The sequence below is a fragment of the Streptomyces sp. NPDC002867 genome (assembly GCF_053591895.1).
The window spans coordinates 14,949-33,616 of record NZ_JBSFUR010000005.1 but is presented as its reverse complement, the minus strand read 5'-3'; the positions used below and the strand labels follow the sequence as shown (position 1 = coordinate 33,616).

Annotated in this window: 7 protein-coding genes and 1 pseudogene; 1 reads left to right on the top strand and 7 read right to left on the bottom strand. The window is 73.2% G+C overall.

Features of this window, described 5'->3' with window-relative positions; genetic code table 11:
• Window positions 1-78: 78 nt before the first annotated feature.
• Window positions 79-986 (bottom strand): annotated as a pseudogene (locus tag ACWD0A_RS06265) (aminoglycoside phosphotransferase family protein).
• Between the two features lie 197 nt (window positions 987-1,183).
• Here ACWD0A_RS06265 and ACWD0A_RS06260 point away from each other — a divergent pair.
• Window positions 1,184-2,446 (top strand): ABC transporter substrate-binding protein, encoded by a 1,263-nt coding sequence (locus ACWD0A_RS06260; protein WP_451295113.1) that lies wholly within the window; start codon window positions 1,184-1,186, stop codon window positions 2,444-2,446.
• 16 nt (window positions 2,447-2,462) lie between these two features.
• Here the strand turns inward: ACWD0A_RS06260 and ACWD0A_RS06255 are convergent, their stop codons facing one another.
• From ACWD0A_RS06255 to ACWD0A_RS06230, 6 genes are all read right to left on the bottom strand, one after another.
• On the bottom strand, window positions 2,463-3,194 hold the full coding sequence (locus ACWD0A_RS06255) for an ABC transporter ATP-binding protein (RefSeq protein ID WP_451295111.1): 732 nt from the start codon (window positions 3,192-3,194) through the stop codon (window positions 2,463-2,465).
• A 29-nt stretch (window positions 3,195-3,223) separates the two neighbouring features.
• Window positions 3,224-4,135, bottom strand: coding sequence for an ATP-binding cassette domain-containing protein (locus ACWD0A_RS06250; protein WP_451295109.1), 912 nt, complete (start codon window positions 4,133-4,135; stop codon window positions 3,224-3,226).
• Complete coding sequence (locus tag ACWD0A_RS06245) at window positions 4,125-5,117, bottom strand: branched-chain amino acid ABC transporter permease (protein ID WP_451295107.1); 993 nt, start codon at window positions 5,115-5,117, stop codon at window positions 4,125-4,127. Before ACWD0A_RS06245 ends, ACWD0A_RS06250 begins: the two co-directional genes overlap by 11 nt.
• A 9-nt stretch (window positions 5,118-5,126) precedes the next feature.
• Window positions 5,127-6,119 (bottom strand): branched-chain amino acid ABC transporter permease, encoded by a 993-nt coding sequence (locus ACWD0A_RS06240; protein ID WP_451295105.1) that lies wholly within the window; start codon window positions 6,117-6,119, stop codon window positions 5,127-5,129.
• Window positions 6,120-6,232: 113 nt separating this feature from the next.
• Window positions 6,233-17,386 carry an amino acid adenylation domain-containing protein gene (locus ACWD0A_RS06235; protein WP_451295103.1) on the bottom strand — a complete coding sequence of 3,718 codons (11,154 nt, stop codon included), beginning with the start codon at window positions 17,384-17,386 and terminating at the stop codon, window positions 6,233-6,235.
• Entirely contained in the window at window positions 17,346-18,635 is a 1,290-nt protein-coding gene (locus tag ACWD0A_RS06230) for an MFS transporter (RefSeq protein ID WP_451295101.1), read from the bottom strand. Before ACWD0A_RS06230 ends, ACWD0A_RS06235 begins: the two co-directional genes overlap by 41 nt.
• Window positions 18,636-18,668: the final 33 nt, after the last annotated feature.

The following is an 18,668-nucleotide window of genomic DNA, read 5'->3' as shown; positions in this document are numbered from 1 at the left end:
GTGCCGGGACCCGGGCCGCAGCAGTTTCCGCGGCACGGTACGCACCTGCGGGACGGGCCCCTGCCGCCTGGCGCGGAGTCAGCCCGCGGCGGTCTCGTACTCCGCGAGGGCCTCCCGCATCGCGCGGCGGGCGACGGTGGCGAGCACCGGATTCCTGACGCGGTAGCAGTGCTCGGTCGTCAGCCCCCAGGCCAGTGCCCAGCCGCGGCCGCGCGCCCACGTGGCGTCGTCCACCTCGGCCGTCTCGCGGAACAGGTCCCGGGTCCCGGACGTGAGCAGTGTCCAGGCGGCCATCATGTCGCAGGCGGGATCCCCGACGCCCACGCAGCCGAAGTCGATGACGGCGCTCAGCCTGCCGTCCCTGACCAGCACGTTACCCGGCAGCAGGTCGCTGTGGACCCACACCGGGTCGTCCTGCCACTGGGGCAGCCGCAGGGCCTCCTCCCACGCCGCCGTAGCGGCGTCCGCGTCCACGGTGCCGTCCGCGCCCAGGTCCCGGATCGCCGCCCGGACGTCGTCCTCGCGGGTACGGACGGGGCCGCCGCGGAAGGACGGTGGCCCGCCTGCGGAGTCGACCGTGCGCAGGGCAGCGCCGAACCGGCCCAACTCCACGGCGGTGTGCGCGAGATCGGCGACGGGCTCGTCGAACGCGTTCGCGCCGTCGAGCCATCCGTACACCGACCAGGGCAGCTCGTACCCCTCACCGGGGACGCCCTTGCCGACGGGCACGGGCACGGGCAGCGGAAGGTGCGGGGCGAGCAGCGGGAGCCGGCGCTGCTCCTTGTCGACCTGGCGCGCGGCCCCGGGGACGCGCGGCAGACGGACCACCAGGTCGTCCCCCAGCCGGTACATGGCGTTGTCGGTGCCCGCGGAAGGACCTTCCTGACAGGCAGATGCGCCCAGTGCGGGAACTGCGCCGTGACCAGGCGGCCGACGAGCGACGCGTCGATGTCGACCTCGTCGGCATGCATCCTCACGCCGGACATGGCCCTCCTCGGCCGGGACGGACGGGTGCGTGACGCGCGTGTCCGCGTCACGGCGCCGGGAGCCCAGCCAGCGGTTCCGCTTCCGGGCGACGGGTTTTCCGCGGGCCCGACGATCGCCGTTCGGCCCGCTCCGCGCCCTGTCCGGCCGGTTTACTCTCTTTACAGAACAGAACACAGCCTCTACTGAGGAGGCGGACATGCACACGTCGAAACGGCGGTCCGCGATCTTCCTGGGCGCGGCCGTACTTCTGGCGGCCGCCTACGGCTCGAGCGGCGGTGGGGGCGCTTCGGCAGCGGTGGCCCGCGACGAGGACGGCGAACTGAAACTCGGATACGTCCTGCCGGAGACCGGTCAGCTGGCCTTCCTCGGGCCTCCGATGATCGAGTCGACGAAATTCGCGATCAAGGTGATCAACGACGCGGGTGGTGTCCTCGGCAAGCCGGTACCGGCCGTGGTCTCCGGTGACGAGGCGAATCAGGAGGCCGTCGCGGCACAGTCGGCGGACCGTGTACTGGCGTCCGGGGTGGATGCCATCATCGGAGCGGCAGCCTCCGGGATGTCGCTGGCGATCATCGACCGCGTCACCGGTGAGGGTGTCGTCCAGTGCTCGGGGTCGAACACGGCAGCCACCTTCACCGACTACGACGACGGCGGCTTCTACTTCCGTACCGCCCCGAGCGACAACCTGCAGGCGCCGATCCTGGCGAAGACCATCCTGGACGACGGCCATGACCGGGTGGCCCTGGTCGCACGCGCCGACGACTACGGGCGAGGCCTGCTGGACTCCACGAAGAAGGCACTGGAGGACGGCGGTGCGACCGTGTCGGTCGCCGAGACCTACGACCCGAAGGCCACGAACTACGACCAGCTCGTGCAGCAGGTCAGGAACGCGAATCCGGATGCCGCCGTGGTGATCGCCTTCGAGGAGGGCACGCAGATTCTGCAGGGCATGATCGAGGCAGGACTCGGCCCCGAGCAGATCGGTGTGTACGGAACCGACGGGCTGCGCAGTGAGGAACTGCCCGGCCTCGTCGCTCCCGGCAAGCCCGCCACGCTCGCCGGAATGAAGGGGACGGCTCCGTCGTCGGAGTCCAACCCGGAGTACGTGAAGGCCCTGAAGGCGTTCGCACTCGACCTGAAGGAGCTGCAGTTCGCGCCGCAGACGTTCGACTGCGTGACGACCATCGCGCTCGCCGCGGAGGCGGCCGGATCGGACGACCCGGGCACGTTCGTCGAGGAGATGGCCGCGGTCACCAAGGACGGCGACAAGTGCACGTCGTTCGCCGCCTGCAAGGAGCTGCTGGCGGACGGCAGGAACATCGACTACGACGGCGTCAGCGGTCCGCTCGACTTCACCGACGCCGGTGAGCCCGGCGAGGCGACGATCGAGGTGTACACGTACAACGAGAAGGGTCAGCTGCAGACCCTGCGCACCGAGATGAGCAAGGGTCAGGAGTGAGAGGGACACGAGAGGTTCAGCGGACGCGGGCGAGCGTGCCGAGGTAGAGCTCGATCACCTTCTCGTCCTGAAGCAGGTCCATGCCTGCGCCGGTGTGGGCGTTGCGGCCCTGGTCGAGTACGTAACCACGGGCGCAGATCTGCAGGCACCTGCGGGCGTTCTGCTCGACCATGAGCACGGCGACGCCCGCGCCGTTGATCTCCTTCACCCGGTCGAACACCTGGTCCTGGAAGATCGGGGACAGTCCGGCCGACGGCTCGTCGAGCAGCAGCACCTGCGGTTCCGTCATCAGCGCGCGGGCCATCGCGAGCATCTGCCGTTCGCCGCCGGACATCGAACCCGCCTTCTGTTTCCGGCGGGCGGCCAGGACGGGGAAGATCTCCTCGACCGCGGCGGCCCGCTCCTCGTAGGACTTCGGCCGCAGATAGGTGCCCATCCGCAGGTTCTCCTCGACGGTGAGCGCGGGGAAGACGTTCTGCAGCTGCGGTACGTATCCGACACCGCGGCGGACCAGCTCGTGCGCGGGCCGGTTGGTGACGTCCTCGCCGTGCAGCCGTACCGTCCCCTTACGGACGCGCAGCAGGCCGAAGACCGCCTTGGCCAGGGTGGACTTGCCGGCTCCGTTGGGGCCGATCACGCCGACCAGCTCGCCCGGGCGGACCTCGACGCTGCAGCCGCGCAGCACATCGACTCCCGGCAGGTATCCGGCGACGATCGCGTCGGCCACCAGCACAGGCTCCTGTCCCACAGGTCCCTTTCCGTTCTCGGGCACCCCTGTCATGACGGCTGCGCCTCCTCGCCGGTCGCTTCCGGTTCGTCGTGCCGCTTGCCGAGGTAGGCGTCCACGACCGCGCGGTTGCGGCCGATCGTGGACGGCGGGCCCTCGGCCACCAGGCGGCCGCCGGCCATGACGGCCACCCAGTCGCTGATGCCCATCACCACGTCCATGTCGTGCTCGACGAAGCACACCGTCAGCCCCTCGTCGCGCAGGGCGGTGATGTGTCCGAGCAGTGACTGGGTCAGTGCGGGGTTCACCCCGGCCATCGGCTCGTCGAGCAGGAGCATGACCGGGCGGGCCATCAGCGCGCGGGCCAGTTCCAGCAGCTTGCGCTGGCCGCCGGAGAGGGTGCCCGCGTAGTCGTCGCGCAGCTCGGTGAGGCGGAAGCGGTCCAGCAGTTCGTCGGCCCTGGCCACGATCTCCCGCTCCTGTTCGCGCCACAGCGGCCGCAGCAGCGCGGTCAGCAGCCGCTCGCCGCGCTGTGCGGTCGCCGCGAGGAGCATGTTCTCCAGCACGGTGAGCCGGGCGGGTGTCCGGGTGAGCTGGAACGTACGGACAAGGCCGCGCCGCGCGATCCGGTGCGGCGGCTGCCCGGTGAGCGGCTGCCCGTCGAACGACCACTCGCCGTCGTCGGCCCGGTCGAACCCGCTCACGACGTTGAACAGTGTGGTCTTGCCGGCGCCGTTGGGCCCGATGAGGGCCGTGATGGTGCCGCGCTGCACTTCCAGGTGATCGACCTGTACGGCGACGAGTCCGCCGAAGCGGCGGGTCACCTCGTCGAGGACGAGCAGCGGGTCGGGCTTGGCCACGCCGGGCACGGCCTCGGGCACGGGCGCAGGCCGGGGCGCGGACGCGGGAGTGGGCGCGGGAGTGGGCGCGTCGCCGGGCGGGGGCTGCGTGTCAGCGGCCACTGAGCAACATCTCCTTCCGGCTGCCGAGGATTCCCTGCGGTCTGAACGCCACGAGCAGGATCAGGGCGAGCCCGACCAGAGCGAAGCGCACGGCGCCGATCTCCGACGTGCTGATCACGTCGGACGGGACGACGCCGGTGTCGATGGCCTGCCGCAGTGCGCTGTCGAGGAAGGTGAGGACGAACCAGAACAGGACCGAGCCCACGACCGGGCCGAGGATCCTCCCGGCACCACCCAGCACGAGCAGGGTGTAGAGGAAGAAGGTGACGGCCGGATCGAAGCTGTCCGCGCTCACCGACTGCACCTGGATGGCCTGCAGCATGCCGGCGACGGCACCGAGCACGCCGCCCAGGACGAGGCTCGTCATCTTGTACGCGTACACGTTCTTCCCGAGGCTGCGCACGGCGGTCTCGTCGTCACGGATGGACCGGATGACACGCCCCCACGGGCTGTGCACCAGCAGGGCGAGCAGCACCGCGACGATCACCACGAGCGCCCAGGCGACGATCAGCACGAACAGGTCCCGGGAGCTGAACTCGACCAGCCATACGCCGTACGAGCCGCGGGGAATGGGGTTCAGGTCGTAGAAGTCGCCTGCGAACCGCTGGAGCCCGAACACTCCGCCGGTGGTCGGCTCGGCCCAGCTGGACCGGTAGAACAGCCGTAGTGTCTCCCCCGCCGCGATGGTGGTGATCGCGAGATAGTCGGCGCGCAGCCGCAGGGTGGGCAGGCCGAGCAGCAGCGCGAGCACGACCGCGGAGGCCAGCCCGACGAGTACGCCGAGCCACAGGGAACCGCCCCAGGTCGCCACGGTGATCGCGAGCCCGTAGCCGCCGACGAGCATGAAGCCGACCTGGCCGAAGTTGAGCAGCCCCGTGTAGCCGAAGTGCAGGTTGAGGCCCAGGGCGGCGATCGCGTAGACGGCGGCGATGGGACCGATGCCCGACCGGATGGCGTCGGAGAGGATGACCGACCAGTCCATGGCACCTCCTCATCCGACGCGTTCGCGCCGGCCGAGGATGCCCTGCGGCCGCACCAGCAGGACGACGATCAGGGCGAGCAGCGCCCATGCGTACTGCAGGTCGACCGGGAACCACAGGGTGGACATCTGGGCCACGACGCCGATGACGAGGCTGCCGGCCATCGCGCCGTACGCGGAGCCGAGACCGCCGAGGATCACTCCGGCGAACATGAGCAGCAGCAGCTTGAATCCCATGTCCCAGGTCACGACCTCGACCAGTCCGAGGAAGACTCCGCCCAGGGCGGCGAGCGCGCCGCCGAGCATCCAGACGACGAGCACGATGCGCTGCACGTCGATGCCCGACGCCTCGGCGAGGTCGCGGTTGCCGGAGACCGCGCGGATCGCGGTGCCGGTCCTGGTCCGTTGCAGCAGTGCCGCGACACCGAGCAGCGTCAGCACCGAGAGGAGGGTGACGGTGAGGTCGCGCGGGGTGATGCCGGCCGGGCCGACTTCGATGGTGCTCTGGATGTCGTACTGGGCGTAGGAGGCGGGGCGGGTTCCGTACAGCACGAGCACGATGTGCCGCAGCAGCAGGGACAGGCCGATCGTGACGATGAACATGTTGATCAGCCCGGTGCCGCGGGACCGCAGTGGGCGCCAGACGCCGCGGTCGATCGCCGCACCCAGCAGCGCCCCGAGGACCACGGCGGCAAGGGCCGCGGGGATCAGATGCCAGCCGGGGCCCGCCGGGGAGACGTTCAGGAAGAAGGCGGACACGGCGCCGATGGTGACGAGCTCGCCGTGTGCGAAGTTGATCAGATGGATGGTCCCGAAGATCAGGGAGAGACCGACGGCGGTGATCGCGATGATGACACCGAACTGGATGCCGTCGATCAGTGCCTGCAGCGCCCGGGCCCCGAACCCGGGGCCGTGCGGGACCTCCTCGCCCCGGGCGCTGTCCGCGGCCGCTGTGCCGGCCGCCGACAGGGCCGTGAGGAACAGGACGAGTGCCGCTGTGAACAACCGCTGATGGCACACGGTCGGGTCCGGTCTGTCGCAAAGCACCCCGATGCGCTCAGTGTAGGCGCCTATCGGGGTGCGGCGCGGACGTGGTCAGGCGTCGGACGGCGGCTCGGTCAGCGGGGGCCCGCCTCCTCCTGCGGGCGCAGCAGCTCCGCGACGGGGGTCGACGGCTCCGCCGTGACCTGCGCGAGCAGTGCGGTGAAGTCCTCGCTCCAGGCCCGGACCGTCGCCGCGTCGAAGAGGTCGGTGGCGTACTCGAAGGTGACGTCGATGGTGTCGCCTCGGGGGACGAGCACCGCGTAGAGCTCGTTGCGGGCCACCGCTCGGGTGGGCAGGCCGCGGACCGTGGTGGAGACCGCTCGCAGGTCCAGCGTCGGCGGCGGCGTCGTGACCACCGTGAACAGCACGGTGGGGAACAGTCCGTCGGCCGTCTCGGGCGAGACGAGCCGGACGACCTCGGTCAGCGGCAGGTCCTGGTGGTCGATGGCGGTGAACAGCGTCGAGCCGAGCCGCGTCACCAGGTCCGCGAACGCCGGTGCCTCGGACAGGCGGGCGCGCAGCAGCACGGCGTCGCCCAGCAGCCCGACCACGCCCTCCCGCTCCGGCCGGGCGCGGTTGGCGCTGGAGGCCGCGAGGACGATGTCGTCGGTGCGCCCGCACAGCCGGGCCGTCCAGGTGGCGAAGGCCGCGGCGAGGACCGCGTAGGGAGTGACCCCGAGACGCTCCGCCGTCTCGGCCGCGTCGGCGGGCACGGTGCCGCCGATGACCCATGTGTGCAGGGCGCCCCGGCCGGACGGCACATCAGGGCGCGGGCGGTCGCAGGGCAGGGCGGGCCGCAGCTGCACGCCGGCGAGCTCGGTGCGCCAGAAGCGTTCGAGTGCGGCCCGGCGGCTGTCGGTGAGCCGGTGTTCCGCCCGGGCGACGTCCGTGAACTGCGCCGGCGGCGGCGCGAGCGCCGGGGTCGAGCCCTCGCTGTGGGCGTTGTAGAGCTCTTGCAGGTCGTGCCGGATGATGCCCATCGACCAGCCGTCGCAGACGGCGTGGTGCAGGACGGTCACCAGGACCCAGCGGTCCGCGCCGAGCCGGCCGAGCCGGAAACGGAACAGCGGTGCGCGATCCAGCGTGAACGGCTCGCACGCGTGGTCCTGGCACCAGCGCTCGATGCGGGTCCCGTCGTCCGCGTACGCCGTCAGGTCGGTGACCCCGACGTCCACCGGCACCTCGGCGAGCACCTCGACGAGATGATCGCCGTCGCGGTGCACGGCCCTGCTGCGCAGCGCCTCGTGCCGTGCCACCAGGTCCCGCAGCGCGCGCTTCAGCGCGTCCGCGTCGAGGGCGCCGTGCAGGTCGATGCGATGGGCGACGTTGTAGACGCCGGGATCGGTGTGCTCGTGGTGACGCCGCCACAGCCGGCGCAGGCTGGAGGTCATGGGCACCCTGACGGCGACCCCGGCAGCAGGTACGGGGTCCGGGTCGGTGCCGGGCACCGGCGAGCGGTGTTCCTCGCACCGTGCCGCGACCGCCCGGATGGTGGGGGCGCGGAAGAACTCCGCCATGCCGAGCTCGGCGCCGAGCAGCGCCGACATCCGGTTCAGCAGCCGGATCGCGCTCAGGGAGTGTCCGCCCAGTTCGAAGAAGGAACGCGTCACGGACGCGTGCGGCAGCCCGAGTTCGGCGCACCACAGTTCGTGCAGGTCCTTCTCCAGCGGGGTGACGGGTTCGGCGCTCTCCTGCGGAGCTCCCGCGTCCGGCGCGGGCAGCCGTTCCCGGTCCAGCTTGCCGGACGCGTTGACGGGCAGCCGGTCCATGCGGACCCAGTGGCGCGGCACCAGGTGATCGGGGAGTTCCGCGGCGAGGGCGCTGCGCAGCCGCCCGAGGTCGGTGCCCGGTTCCACGGTGACCGCATAGGCGACGAGTTCGGCCTCCCCGGCCCGGTCGCGCCGGGCGACGACGGCGGCCTCGGCGACCTCCGGCCGGGCGTTCAGCACGACCTGGATCTCGCCCGGCTCGACCCGGTGGCCCCGGATCTTGACCTGGTCGTCGGCGCGGCCGAGGTAGGCGAGGGTGCCGTCGGAGCGCCAGCGCGCGAGATCGCCGGTCCGGTACTGGAGCGCGCCCATGTCGTCGGTGACGAACGCCGCCGCCGTCTCCTCGGGACGTGCGTGGTATCCGTACGCGACCGGCGTCCCGCTCACGTGGATCTCGCCTACCGCGCCCAGCGGCACCGGCCGGCCCTCCGTGTCCAGGAGCCGGATGCCCGCTCCGGGGACCGGGGTGCCGATGGGCGGCCGTTCCTCCGCGCCGTCGACCCGGTGCGAGGTGACGATGACCGAGGTCTCGGTGGGCCCGTACTGGTTGAACAGCGTGCAGCGGGGATGCGCGGCGAGGAACCGGCGGAATCCGGCAGTGAGCTCCAGTGCCTCACCGGCCGAGAACAGCTCGCGCAGGGAGGGCAGTTCGGGACCGGTCTCCATCAGGTACCGGAGCGGGGTGCAGGGCATGAAGACCCGCTCGACGGCGTGGCGGCGCACGGCCTCGGCGACGGCGGCCGGGTCGAGCCGCACGTCGTCGTCGACGAGGACGAGCTCCGCCCCGGCCGCCAGGGTGGTGAAGATCTCCTGCACGCTGACGTCGAAGGCGGGCGAGGTCCACTGGAGGGTGCGCAGCGCGGGGTGCCGTTCCAGATGGCCGCGCACGAGGCCGACCGGCCCGCGGTGCGGCACGACGACGCCCTTCGGGCGGCCGGTGGAGCCGGAGGTGTAGATGCAGTACGCGGGGTCCTGCGGCTGCGGGCCGTCGAGCGGGCCGGAGGTGTCCGCCCCGCCCTCGATGCCGTCCCCCGCCGCCGTCTCCGGTCCGCCCATCAGGTGCACGGGGCGCGCCGCGAGGGACGGGTTGCGGTCGAGCAGGGCGGGCGTGGTGAGCAGCAGAGCCGGAGTCCCGTCGTCGAGAAGCAGCTCGAGCCGGGCCGTGGGCAGGGAGACGTCGAGCGGCAGGTACGCGGCGCCGCTCTTGAGCACACCGAGCAGCGCCGTGATCAGCTCGGGCCCGCGGGGCAGCAGCACCGCGACCCGCTCGCCGCGTTCCGCTCCCCGGCCCCGCAGCTGCCGGGCGAGCCGCTCGGCCCGCCGGTCGAGCTCCGCGTAGCCGATCCGTTCATCGCCGTGGACGAGCGCGGTCGCCTCCGGGGTCCGCCGCGCCTGTGCCTCGAACAGCCCGTGCAGCGTGTCGTCGTGCACCGGCGCAGGCTCGTCCAGGCGACCGAGGCGGGACAGGGCGGCGCGGTCCGCGTCGGTGAGCGCCGTCAGCTCGGGCAGGGTGGCGGTCGCCGTCTCGAGCGCCCGGCGCAGCACGCTCTCCACGTAGGCGAGGAGCCGTCTCACCGTGGACGCGTCGAAGAGGACGGTGTCGTACTCGACCACGCACCGCACTCCCTCGCGGTGGTGCGTCAGGTACAGGGTGAGGTCGAACGGCGCACGCTCACTGGGCATGTCGAGCAGGGTGGCGGTCAGCCGAGGCGGGTCGAACTCCGCCTGCCCCTCGGTCTCGTACTCCACCAGTATCTGGAAGAGGGGATTGCGGCTGGCGTCGCGATGCGGGTTGAGCGCGCCGACGAGCTCGTCGAAGGGCACGTCGCGGTACTCGAACGCCGCCGTGCTGCTCTCCCGTACCCGGCGCAGCAGTTCGCCGAAGTCCGGGTCGCCGGACAGGTCCAGGCGCAGCGGCACGGTGTCGAGGAAGAGGCCGATGTGGTGTTCGGCGCCGGCGGGCCTCGCGGCGACGGCGGTGCCGATCACGACGTCCCGCTGTCCGCTGAACCGGCCGAGCACGGCGCCGATGGCGCTCGTCAGCACCATGAACAGGGTGGCGCGGTGCTCTGCCGCCAACCGGCGCAGGCCCTCGGTGAGTTCGGCGTCGAGTTCGTACGTGAGGCTCGCGCCCTCGCCGGACCTGGCCGCGGGCCGGGGACGGTCGGTGGGCAGGGCCAGTTCCGGGGCGTCGCCCAGCTCGCGCCGCCAGTGGCCGAGGGCCTCCGCCGTCCGGGCGGGGTCCGGCGGAACGGCGGGCAGGGCGGGCAGGGACGGCAGCACGGGCGGGGCGGCGGTGTCGTCGTAGTGCGGCCAGGCCCGGTAGAAGGCGCCGAGATCGCGGGTGAGCACGGCGGTGGAGGACGAGTCGAAGACGATGTGGTGGGCGAGCAGGAACAGCAGGTGCCGGTCGTGCGCCAGTCGCAGCAGCCGGGCCGAGACCAGGGGTCCTTCGCTCAGGTCGAAGATCCGCCGGCCCTCGCTCTCCATGGCGGCCCGCAGCGCGGCCTCCTCGGTGTCCCCGGTGTGGTCGGCCACCGGGCAGTCGAGCCGGACGTGCGGGAGGACCTCCTGGTACGGGACGCCGTCGGCTTCCCGGAAGACGGTGCGCAGCGCGGAGTGGCGGTCGCAGACCTGCTGGAGCGCCCACCGCAGCGCCTCGGTGTTCAGCGGTCCCTCCAGCCGTACGGCCTTGGGCTCGTGGTACATGCTGGTGCCCGGGTGCAGCTGTTCGAGGAACCAGATGCGTCGCTGTGCCGGTGACAGCGGTGTCCGCCGTCCCTCCTGCCCCGTGGGGCCCGTACTCCCTCCTCCCGGTGCCGTTCCGGTGCCTGCGCGCCCGATCCGCCGCTGCCGGAGCCGGTCGAGCACCGGCAGCGCGGCCAGCACCCGCTCGGCCGGGACACCGAAGTCGACGAAGCAGGCGATCTCGTCGGCGCCCGCGTCCACGAGGCGGCGAACCGTCGCGGCCGCCGTGTCCTCGTCGCCGATCAGGGCCCGGGAGTCGCAGTACCGCTCGTAGGCACGGCCGAGCAGGAACTCCACATCGTCCTCGGGCGTGTTCTCCAGGTCCACCTCGAACCCGAGGCTGTTGGTGACCTGGTCGAAGAGGGACAGCGAGGAACGCAGGTACGACACGAAGGGCCCGTAGGCCTCGGCGCGCGCCCGTTCCGCGTCCTCGCCGAGGTACGTGTGCACGAGCACGACCACACGCCCCGCGTCCGGGTCGAGGCCGTGCTCGGCACGGGTACGGCGGTACAGGGCGATGTTCTCGGCGAGCTGCTCGACCGTCTGCGCCATCAGGTTGGTGACCACACCGAGGTCGCGCGCGGCCGCCTGCCGGTAGCTGTCCGGGTTGCCCACGACCGCGACGTACAGGGGCGGTTCGGCCTGGACGGGGCGCGGGTGCAGGTGGACCTCGGTCCGTGTGCCGTCCCCGGCGGTCACCGGGAGCGGCTGCCCCGACCACAGACGCCGGACGTCCTCCAGGCGCTCGTACATCACGTCGCGGTGCCGGCCGAAGTTCTCCGGAGCCAGGGTGAAGTCCGTGGCGTGCCAGCCGCTCGCGAAACACAGACCCGCACGGCCGCGCGAGAGGTTGTCGACGACCGACCACTCCTCGGCGACCCGGACCGGGTGGTGCAGCGGAAGGACCACCGAGCCCGCGTGCAGCCGGATCCGGTCGGTGCGGGCGGCCAGAGCGGCGGCGAGCACGGAGGGGTTGGGGAACAGCGCGCCGAAGGAGTTGAAGTGCCGTTCGGGGAACCACAGGGCGTGGAAGCCGTGCCGGTCGGCGAATTCGGCCGCTTCCATGATCAGCGCGTACTTGTCGCCGTCGGCATCCTGCGGGTAGTCGCCGAAGAAGTACAGGCTGACGTCGCAGTGCGCCGCGTGGGGAAGCGTGCCGGACGACGACCGTGCCGGCTCCGGCCGCGGCGGCGCCTCCGGACGCACGGCCTGCGGCGTCGCGGCGGCGGGCGGCGCGAGAGGCGCCGGGCGGGGCGGCGCGACCGGCTGGGCCGGTGGGGTCGGTGGGGTCGGTGAGGTCGGTGAGGCTGGTGGGGTCGGCTGGGCGCCGGGGAGGGCGTCCAGTTGGCGGGTGAGCAGACCCGTTACCTGCTCCACGAGGTTCTCGGCGAGCCGGATCTGCTGCGTGAACAGCTGGTGCAGGCTCTCGTCGACGGCCGGATGCGCGGCGCCCCGCCCGTCGGGCCCGGCCACTACCGGCACGGCCGCGGGCTGCGCGGCGGTCACGGACGCGGGCGGTGCGGTGGGTTCGGAAGCAGGCGGCGGTGAAGCCGCCGCTGCGACGGGCTCTGCCGGGGACGCGGCGGCAGGCTGTACGGAGGGCTCGGCGGCCCCATCACCCCGCAGGTCCGCCACATGGGCCGCCAGTTTCCGCGGGGTGTCCGCGTCCGAGAACAGATCGCGGACCCGGACGCGCACCCCGTGGCGGCTCTCCAGTTCGGCCACCATGCCCATCAGGGCGAGCGAGTCGGCGCCCAGGGCGAAGAACGAGGCGTCGGGTGAGGTGTCGGCGATGTCGGTCCCGAGCTTCTGCGCGGTCAACCGCCTGATGTCGTCGAGCAGTTCGCCGGACGGCACGGGCCCGTGGCCTGTCTGCGCGGGTACGGGCCCGTGGCCTGTCCGCGCGGGTACGGGCACGGGTGCGGGCGCCGGTTCGGGCACCGCGACCGGCCCGGGTCCCGCGGCAGGACCGGTCGCGGCCCGCGCGGGCACGGTGGTGGTGACGCTGCGGCGCCGCAGCGGATGCCCGGGCAGGGGGACCCTGCCCCCGCTCCCGACGACGGCCCGCCAGTCGAGTGCGGCCCCCGCGCGGTACAGCTCACCGAGCGTCCGCGTGATCCCGGCCGGCTGCTCGGCGCCCTCTCCCTGGCCGCTGTACCAGCGGCTCTCCGGGGCGCAGTGCCTGCCCAGGCCCGCGAGCGTGCTGCCCGCCCCGATCTCCAGGAAGTCCGCGCACCCCTGCGCCGACGCGGCCGCCACCGCCCGGTCGAACCGGACCGGCTGCCTCGCCTGGCGGCAGAGGTACTCGGAGTCGACGGTCCAGCCCGCGGGGCGCAGCGCGCCGTCGAGTCCCGAGGCGAGCGGGGTGTGCAGCGGCGCGTACGTCGCCTTCTCGGCGTACACGCGGAAGGCGCGGAGCGCCTCGTCCAGCGCGGCCGAGTGGAACGCCCGGTCCACCGGCAGCGCACGCCACGGTATGTCCTCGTCGGCGAGCAGGCGTGCCGCCTCCTCCAGGGCCCGCTCCGACCCTGATATCACCTGGGACCGCGGCCCGTTGCAGGCCGCGGGCTCGGCGCCCGCCGCGCAGGCGATCCGTTCGGCGGTCGCGGCGTCGGTACGCACCGCGAGCATCCCGCCCGGAGCGGCGGCCTCCCGCATCAGTCCGCCGCGCCGTGCGGTGAGCCGCAGGCCGTCCTCCAGGGAGAGGGCGCCGCCCGCGCACAGGGCCGCGTACTCGCCGAGGCTGTGCCCGAGCAGCAGGTCGGGGCGTACACCGAACGCGCGCCAGACCTCGATGAGCGCCATGTGGTGGGCGAACAGGGCCGGTTGGGCGGTATCGGTGGGCCAGACGCCGTCGTCCCCGTCGTCCCCGTCGGCGCCCATGAGCAACGGCAGCAGGGTGCCACCGAACTCGTCGGCGTGGACGCGCTCACAGCGTTCGAGGATCCGGCGGGCCTCGGGGTACGCGTCCCAGATGCCGCGTGCCATGCCGCGCCGGGCGCTGCCCTGCCCGCTGCAGGCGAAGGCGACGGGACCGAGGGGTGTCACCGGGCCGGGCGGGCTTTCCAGGGCGCGGGCCAGGTCGCGGGCCGTCCTTCCGACGACACTCGTGCGTGCCGCGCGGTGCGGGCGGCCGAGCGCGAGCGTCGCGGCCACGTCGGCGGCCGCGAGCCCGGGGTGTGCGAGCAGGTGCTCGCGCAGCCGGGTGGCGTACTCGTCCAGTGCCTGGGGGTCGCGCGCGGACAGCGGTACGAGGACCGGCTCGTCCGCGGAACCGGGGCCGGCGGGCTCCGGGCGCTCGGGGGCCTCTTCCAGGATCACATGGGCGTTGGTGCCGCCGACCCCCAGTGCGCTGACGCCCGCCCTGCGCGGCACACCCTCCCGCGTCCGCCAGGGTCCGGTCGCCGTGCCGAGCACCAAGGGGCCACCGGACAGGCGCAGTTCGGGGTTGGGCCGGTCGAGGTTGAGCGTCGGCACCAGGGTGCGGTGTTCGAGCATGAGCACGGTCTTGACGAGACCGGCCATGCCCGCGCAGCTGTCGAGGTGCCCGATGGCGGGTTTCACCGAGCCCACGGTGCAGAAGCCCGTCCGGTCGGTGTCCTCGCCGAGAGCCCGGGCGAGTGCCTCGAACTCCACCGGGTCGCCGAGCCGTGTGCCCGTGCCGTGCGCCTCGACGTACGACACGGTGTCCGCGGGGACAGCCGTCCGGCGCAGTGCCTGCCGTACGACCTCGACCTGGCCCGCGACGCCGGGCGCGCTGAACCCGACCTTGCCGGCTCCGTCGTTGTTGACCGCCGAGCCGAGGATCACGGCGTGCACGGTGTCCCCGTCGGCGAGGGCCCGGTCGAGCCGCTTGAGGAGGACGGCGGCCACGCCGTTGCCGCCCACGGTGCCGTCGGCGTCCGCGTCGAAGGCGCGGCAGCGCCCGGTGGGCGACAGGATCGACCCGGGGTGGCTGCGGTAACCCGTCTCCTGGGGGGTGTGCACGGCCGCGGCGCCCGCCAGGGCCAGGTCCGTGTCACCGCTCAGCAGGGCCTGGACGGCGAGGTGGACGGCGACCAGCGAGGTCGAGCACGCGGTCTGGACGCCGATGGCGGGGCCGGTGAGGCCGAGCCGGTAGGCGACCCGGGAGGCGAGGAAGTCCGGCTGCTGTCCGATGGCCGTCTGCATGCCGGTGGCGGGATCGCCGTCGTCGGGGGCGGACGCGGGCGGCTGCTGGTGGCCGTAGAGGTTCATTCCGGAGCCGGCGAACACCCCGACGCGGGTCCCGGGACCGGTCGCCGCGTAGCCGCCGTCCTCCAGTGCCTCGTGGCAGCATTCGAGGAACAACCGGTGGGCCGGGTGGGTGAGTCCGGCCTCCTTGGGGCTCACGCCGAAGAAGTCCGCGTCGAACTCCTCGACGCCCTCGAGGACACCGGCGACCGGTACCCGGTCCGTGGCCCGCGCCTCTTCGGCGGACAGCCCGGCGGACACCAGGTCGTCGGGCGTGAAGCGGCGGACGCTGTCCACGCCGTCCCGCAGATTCGCCCAGAACCGCGCCGTCGAGCGCGCCCCGGGGAAGCGGACGGACATGCCGATGACGGCGATGCGGTGGTCCGCCCCCGCAGCCGGATCGCCACCCGCGTCCGCGCCGGGGGTCCGACGCGTACCCGGATCCCCACCGGGCTGCCGACGCGTAGCCGCGTCCGCGCCCGTACCCGCACCCGCACCCGCTGCTGCCCGTGGCGCGGCGTCGGCGGCCGTCCCTGCCGGCGGCCCGGGGACCGCGGCCAGGTGGGCCGCCAGATCGGCGGCCGTGGGGTGCTCGAAGAGCACGGTCTGCGCGATCTCCCTGCCGAGGCGCTCCTCGAGACGGACGCGCAGCCGTACCAGCTTCACGGAGTTCAGGCCCAGTTCGTAGAACGGGACGTGCGCGGGCGCCGGGCGCCCGAGCACAGCCGTGAGCTCCTCCTGCACGGCGGAGGACACCTCGTCCGGGTGCGGGAGGGCGGGAGCCGGGGCGATGGTCCCGCCGGCGGCCAGCCGGTCGCGCAGGTCGCCTCGGCGCACCTTGCCGGCCGGAGTCCTCGGGAACGCGTCCGGCGGAACCGGCACGACATGGGACGCGGTGAGCCGGAGCCGGGCGTACAGCACCGACTTGAGCTCCTTCTCGATGCGCGCGTCCTCGCGGGCGCCGCGGCTCACGAAGAACACCGCCAGGGTCTCGGTCCCGCTGTCCGGGTCGGGGACTCCGCACGCGGCCACGTCGCCCGTGCGGACGCCGGTGACGGCGGTCGCGGCGTCCTCCACCTCGTGACAGGAGATGTTGTGACCGTTGAGAATGATCAGGTCCTTGCGCCTGCCGGTGATCACCAGCTGGTCTTCCGCGAAGAAGGCGAGGTCACCGGTGTCGAGCCAGCCGGGTTCCCCGGGGAAGGCGGCCGCGTCGGCCTCCGGGTCGCGGACGTAGCCAGGTGTGACGCGAGCCTGGGACCGCACCTGCAGCCTGCCGATCCTGTTCTCGGCGACGGGCTCCCCCGCGTCGTCGACGAGGCGCAGCGTGGTGCCGTGCGCAGGCGAACCGACCGCGACGAAGGTGACGCAGTCCTCGTCGGGGGTGTGCTCTGCGGCTGCCACCAGCGGACCGCCGAGGCTGCTCCTGAGGATGCGCTGCACGGTTCCGGGCCGGTCGAGTCTGCCGTACGTGATGCCGGTGACCGTCTCGGCCATCCCCCACGCCGGCACGATGTGCTCCTCCCGGACGCCGTACGCGGCCGTGGCCGCGAGGAAGCGGCGGAGCACCGGCAGCGCGATCTGCTCGCCGCCGCAGACCAGGGTCCTGAGGTGGTCGAGACGCCTGCCGCCGCCGGGCCGCTCGGCGAGCGCGTCGGAGACCAACTGGTAGGCGAAGGTGGGCGCCCAGCTGTGCTGGGCGCGGTGTTCCTCGAGGAGGTCGAGCCAGCGCAGGGGCTCCGCGACGACGTGTCCGGTGGGGGCGTGCACGTTGGTGCAGCCGGTGAACACCGCGAGCACGTGGTAGAGCAGGAAGGCCCCGCTGTGGTCCACGGGCAGCCAGTTGAGCATCGTGTGTCCGGGGCGCACGTCGAGGATGCGCCGGCTGCTGGCGGCGAAGTCCGCGAGTCCGCGGTGGGTGAGCTGCGCCGCCTTGGGCACGCCCGTGCTGCCGGACGAGAGCATCAGCAGGGCGACGTCGCTCCCCGCCGGTTCCGCGTGGCCGTACGCGGGAGCCCCGCGCAGGCAGTCCTTCGCAACCGCGACCCGCAGTTCGCCGGCGGTGCGGGCGAGTGTCGCGGCTCCGGCGGCGTCGCCGAGCACCAGCGGCCCGTCCAGCAGGTCGCAGGTGTGGCGCAGGCGTTCGAGGGCCGCGGTGCCGTCGCCGGGGCGTTCCGAGACGGCCACGGGCCGGGCGCCGCCGAGGACGGCGGCCCAGAAGGCGGGGAAGAACTGGTCGAGGGGAAGTCCGCAGAGCACGAGCGCGTCGCCGGGGCGCAGGCCGTTGCCGCGCAGGCCGGTGAGCAGGTGGCGGGCGCGTGACAGGAGTTCGGGGTAGGTCTGCCGGGTCGTGGCGCCGTCCGGTCCGACGGTGACGACGGCCGCGCCGGGAGCGCCGTCCGCGGCGCGCAGCAGTGCCTGGACCGCGTCTTTCGGATCGTCATCGGTGAACTCCGGCTCAGGCCCCCGGCGTATCGCCTGTCCCCGTCCGCGCTGCATGCGTGGTCCCTTCTCCTCGTGTCGCACCTTGTGTGGGTCGTGTCCGCCGCGGGGCCGTACCGCCCCGCGCCGTCAGGACCAGCAGGGCCAGCGCCCCGCATACGGCTGTTCCGTGGAACGCCCCCACGACGGCGAGGGCGGGCAGGGCCTCGAGCGCCGCGGCGGCGACGACGGTCCCGAGCGTGAATCCGGACGTCTCCGCCGTGGCCGACAGGCCGAACAGCCGGCTGCGCCGCCGGTCGGGGACGGCCTGCAGCCGGGAGGTGTAGACGATCTCGGTGCAGCCGTCCGCCAGACCCGCGCCCAGGGCCACGGCCACCAGCGCGGGGGCGGGCAGTCCGGTGAACGCGAGGACGAAGAACAGGGACATGGCGCAGGTGCCGATCGCGAAGGCACGGTCCCCCGCGGCCCGGCCTCCGCTCATACGGCGCTTGACCACTTGGTGGGCGAGCAGGGTGCCGACGGCCCAGGCGGCCCAGAACTGGGTCATGAACAGGGCGGGATGGTCCGGCGACGCGGCGCCGGCGGCGACCGGCAGGGCCACGTTGTGCGAGGACGACGCCAGGGCGTCGGCGCCCCTGAGGAGGATCATCCCGATCAGCAGCGCGGACAGGCCGCGCAGCCCGCGCGGCCCGCCCGCCTCACCGGCGTCCCCGGGTGCGGCGGGCCCGTCCGCCTCCTCGCCGTCGGTGCGGGGCCGCAGCACGAGCAGCGCCGCCGCGGACACGAGGAAACTGGCGCCGTTGATCGCGAAGGCGGCCGCGTAGCCGCCGTATGCGATGACGGGGGCCGCCGACGCGAAGCCGAGCACGGTGGCGAACGACCGCACCGTGACGAGCATGCCGTTCGCCCGTACGCGCTCCTCGTGGCCGACCATCACCGGCACCGCGCTGCGCAGGGCGACGGTGAACAGGGTGTTCCCCGCGCCGAGCACCACGACCGCACAGGCGAGCAGCGGCACGCGGGTGCCCGGCGCGGTCAGCGCGAGCACGGCCATGGCCGACGCCTGGGCGATGTCGGCCAAGAGCATCAGGGCCCGGCGGCCCGCCTTCTCGGCCAGCGCTCCGGCGGCGAGGCCCGCGAGCATGCCGGAGAACAGACGCAGTGCCATGAGCGCGCCGATGCCGAACGCGCTGCCCGTCACCTCGTAGGTGAACAGGCTCAGGGCGATGAGGCTGAGGTAGTTGCCGTAGCAGGAGACGGCGTACGCGGACACGAGGCAGCGGAACCGCCCACTCACAGCCGTCACTTCACTCCCCCGAGTACCGCGGATCCTCCGCCG

Coding starts and splice junctions, on each gene's coding strand:
- ACWD0A_RS06235 (WP_451295103.1), bottom strand. CDS start 17,386: ATGCAGCGCGGACGGGGACAGGCGATACGCCGGGGGCCTGAGCCGGAG.
- ACWD0A_RS06245 (WP_451295107.1), bottom strand. CDS start 5,117: ATGGACTGGTCGGTCATCCTCTCCGACGCCATCCGGTCGGGCATCGGT.
- ACWD0A_RS06260 (WP_451295113.1), top strand. CDS start 1,184: ATGCACACGTCGAAACGGCGGTCCGCGATCTTCCTGGGCGCGGCCGTA.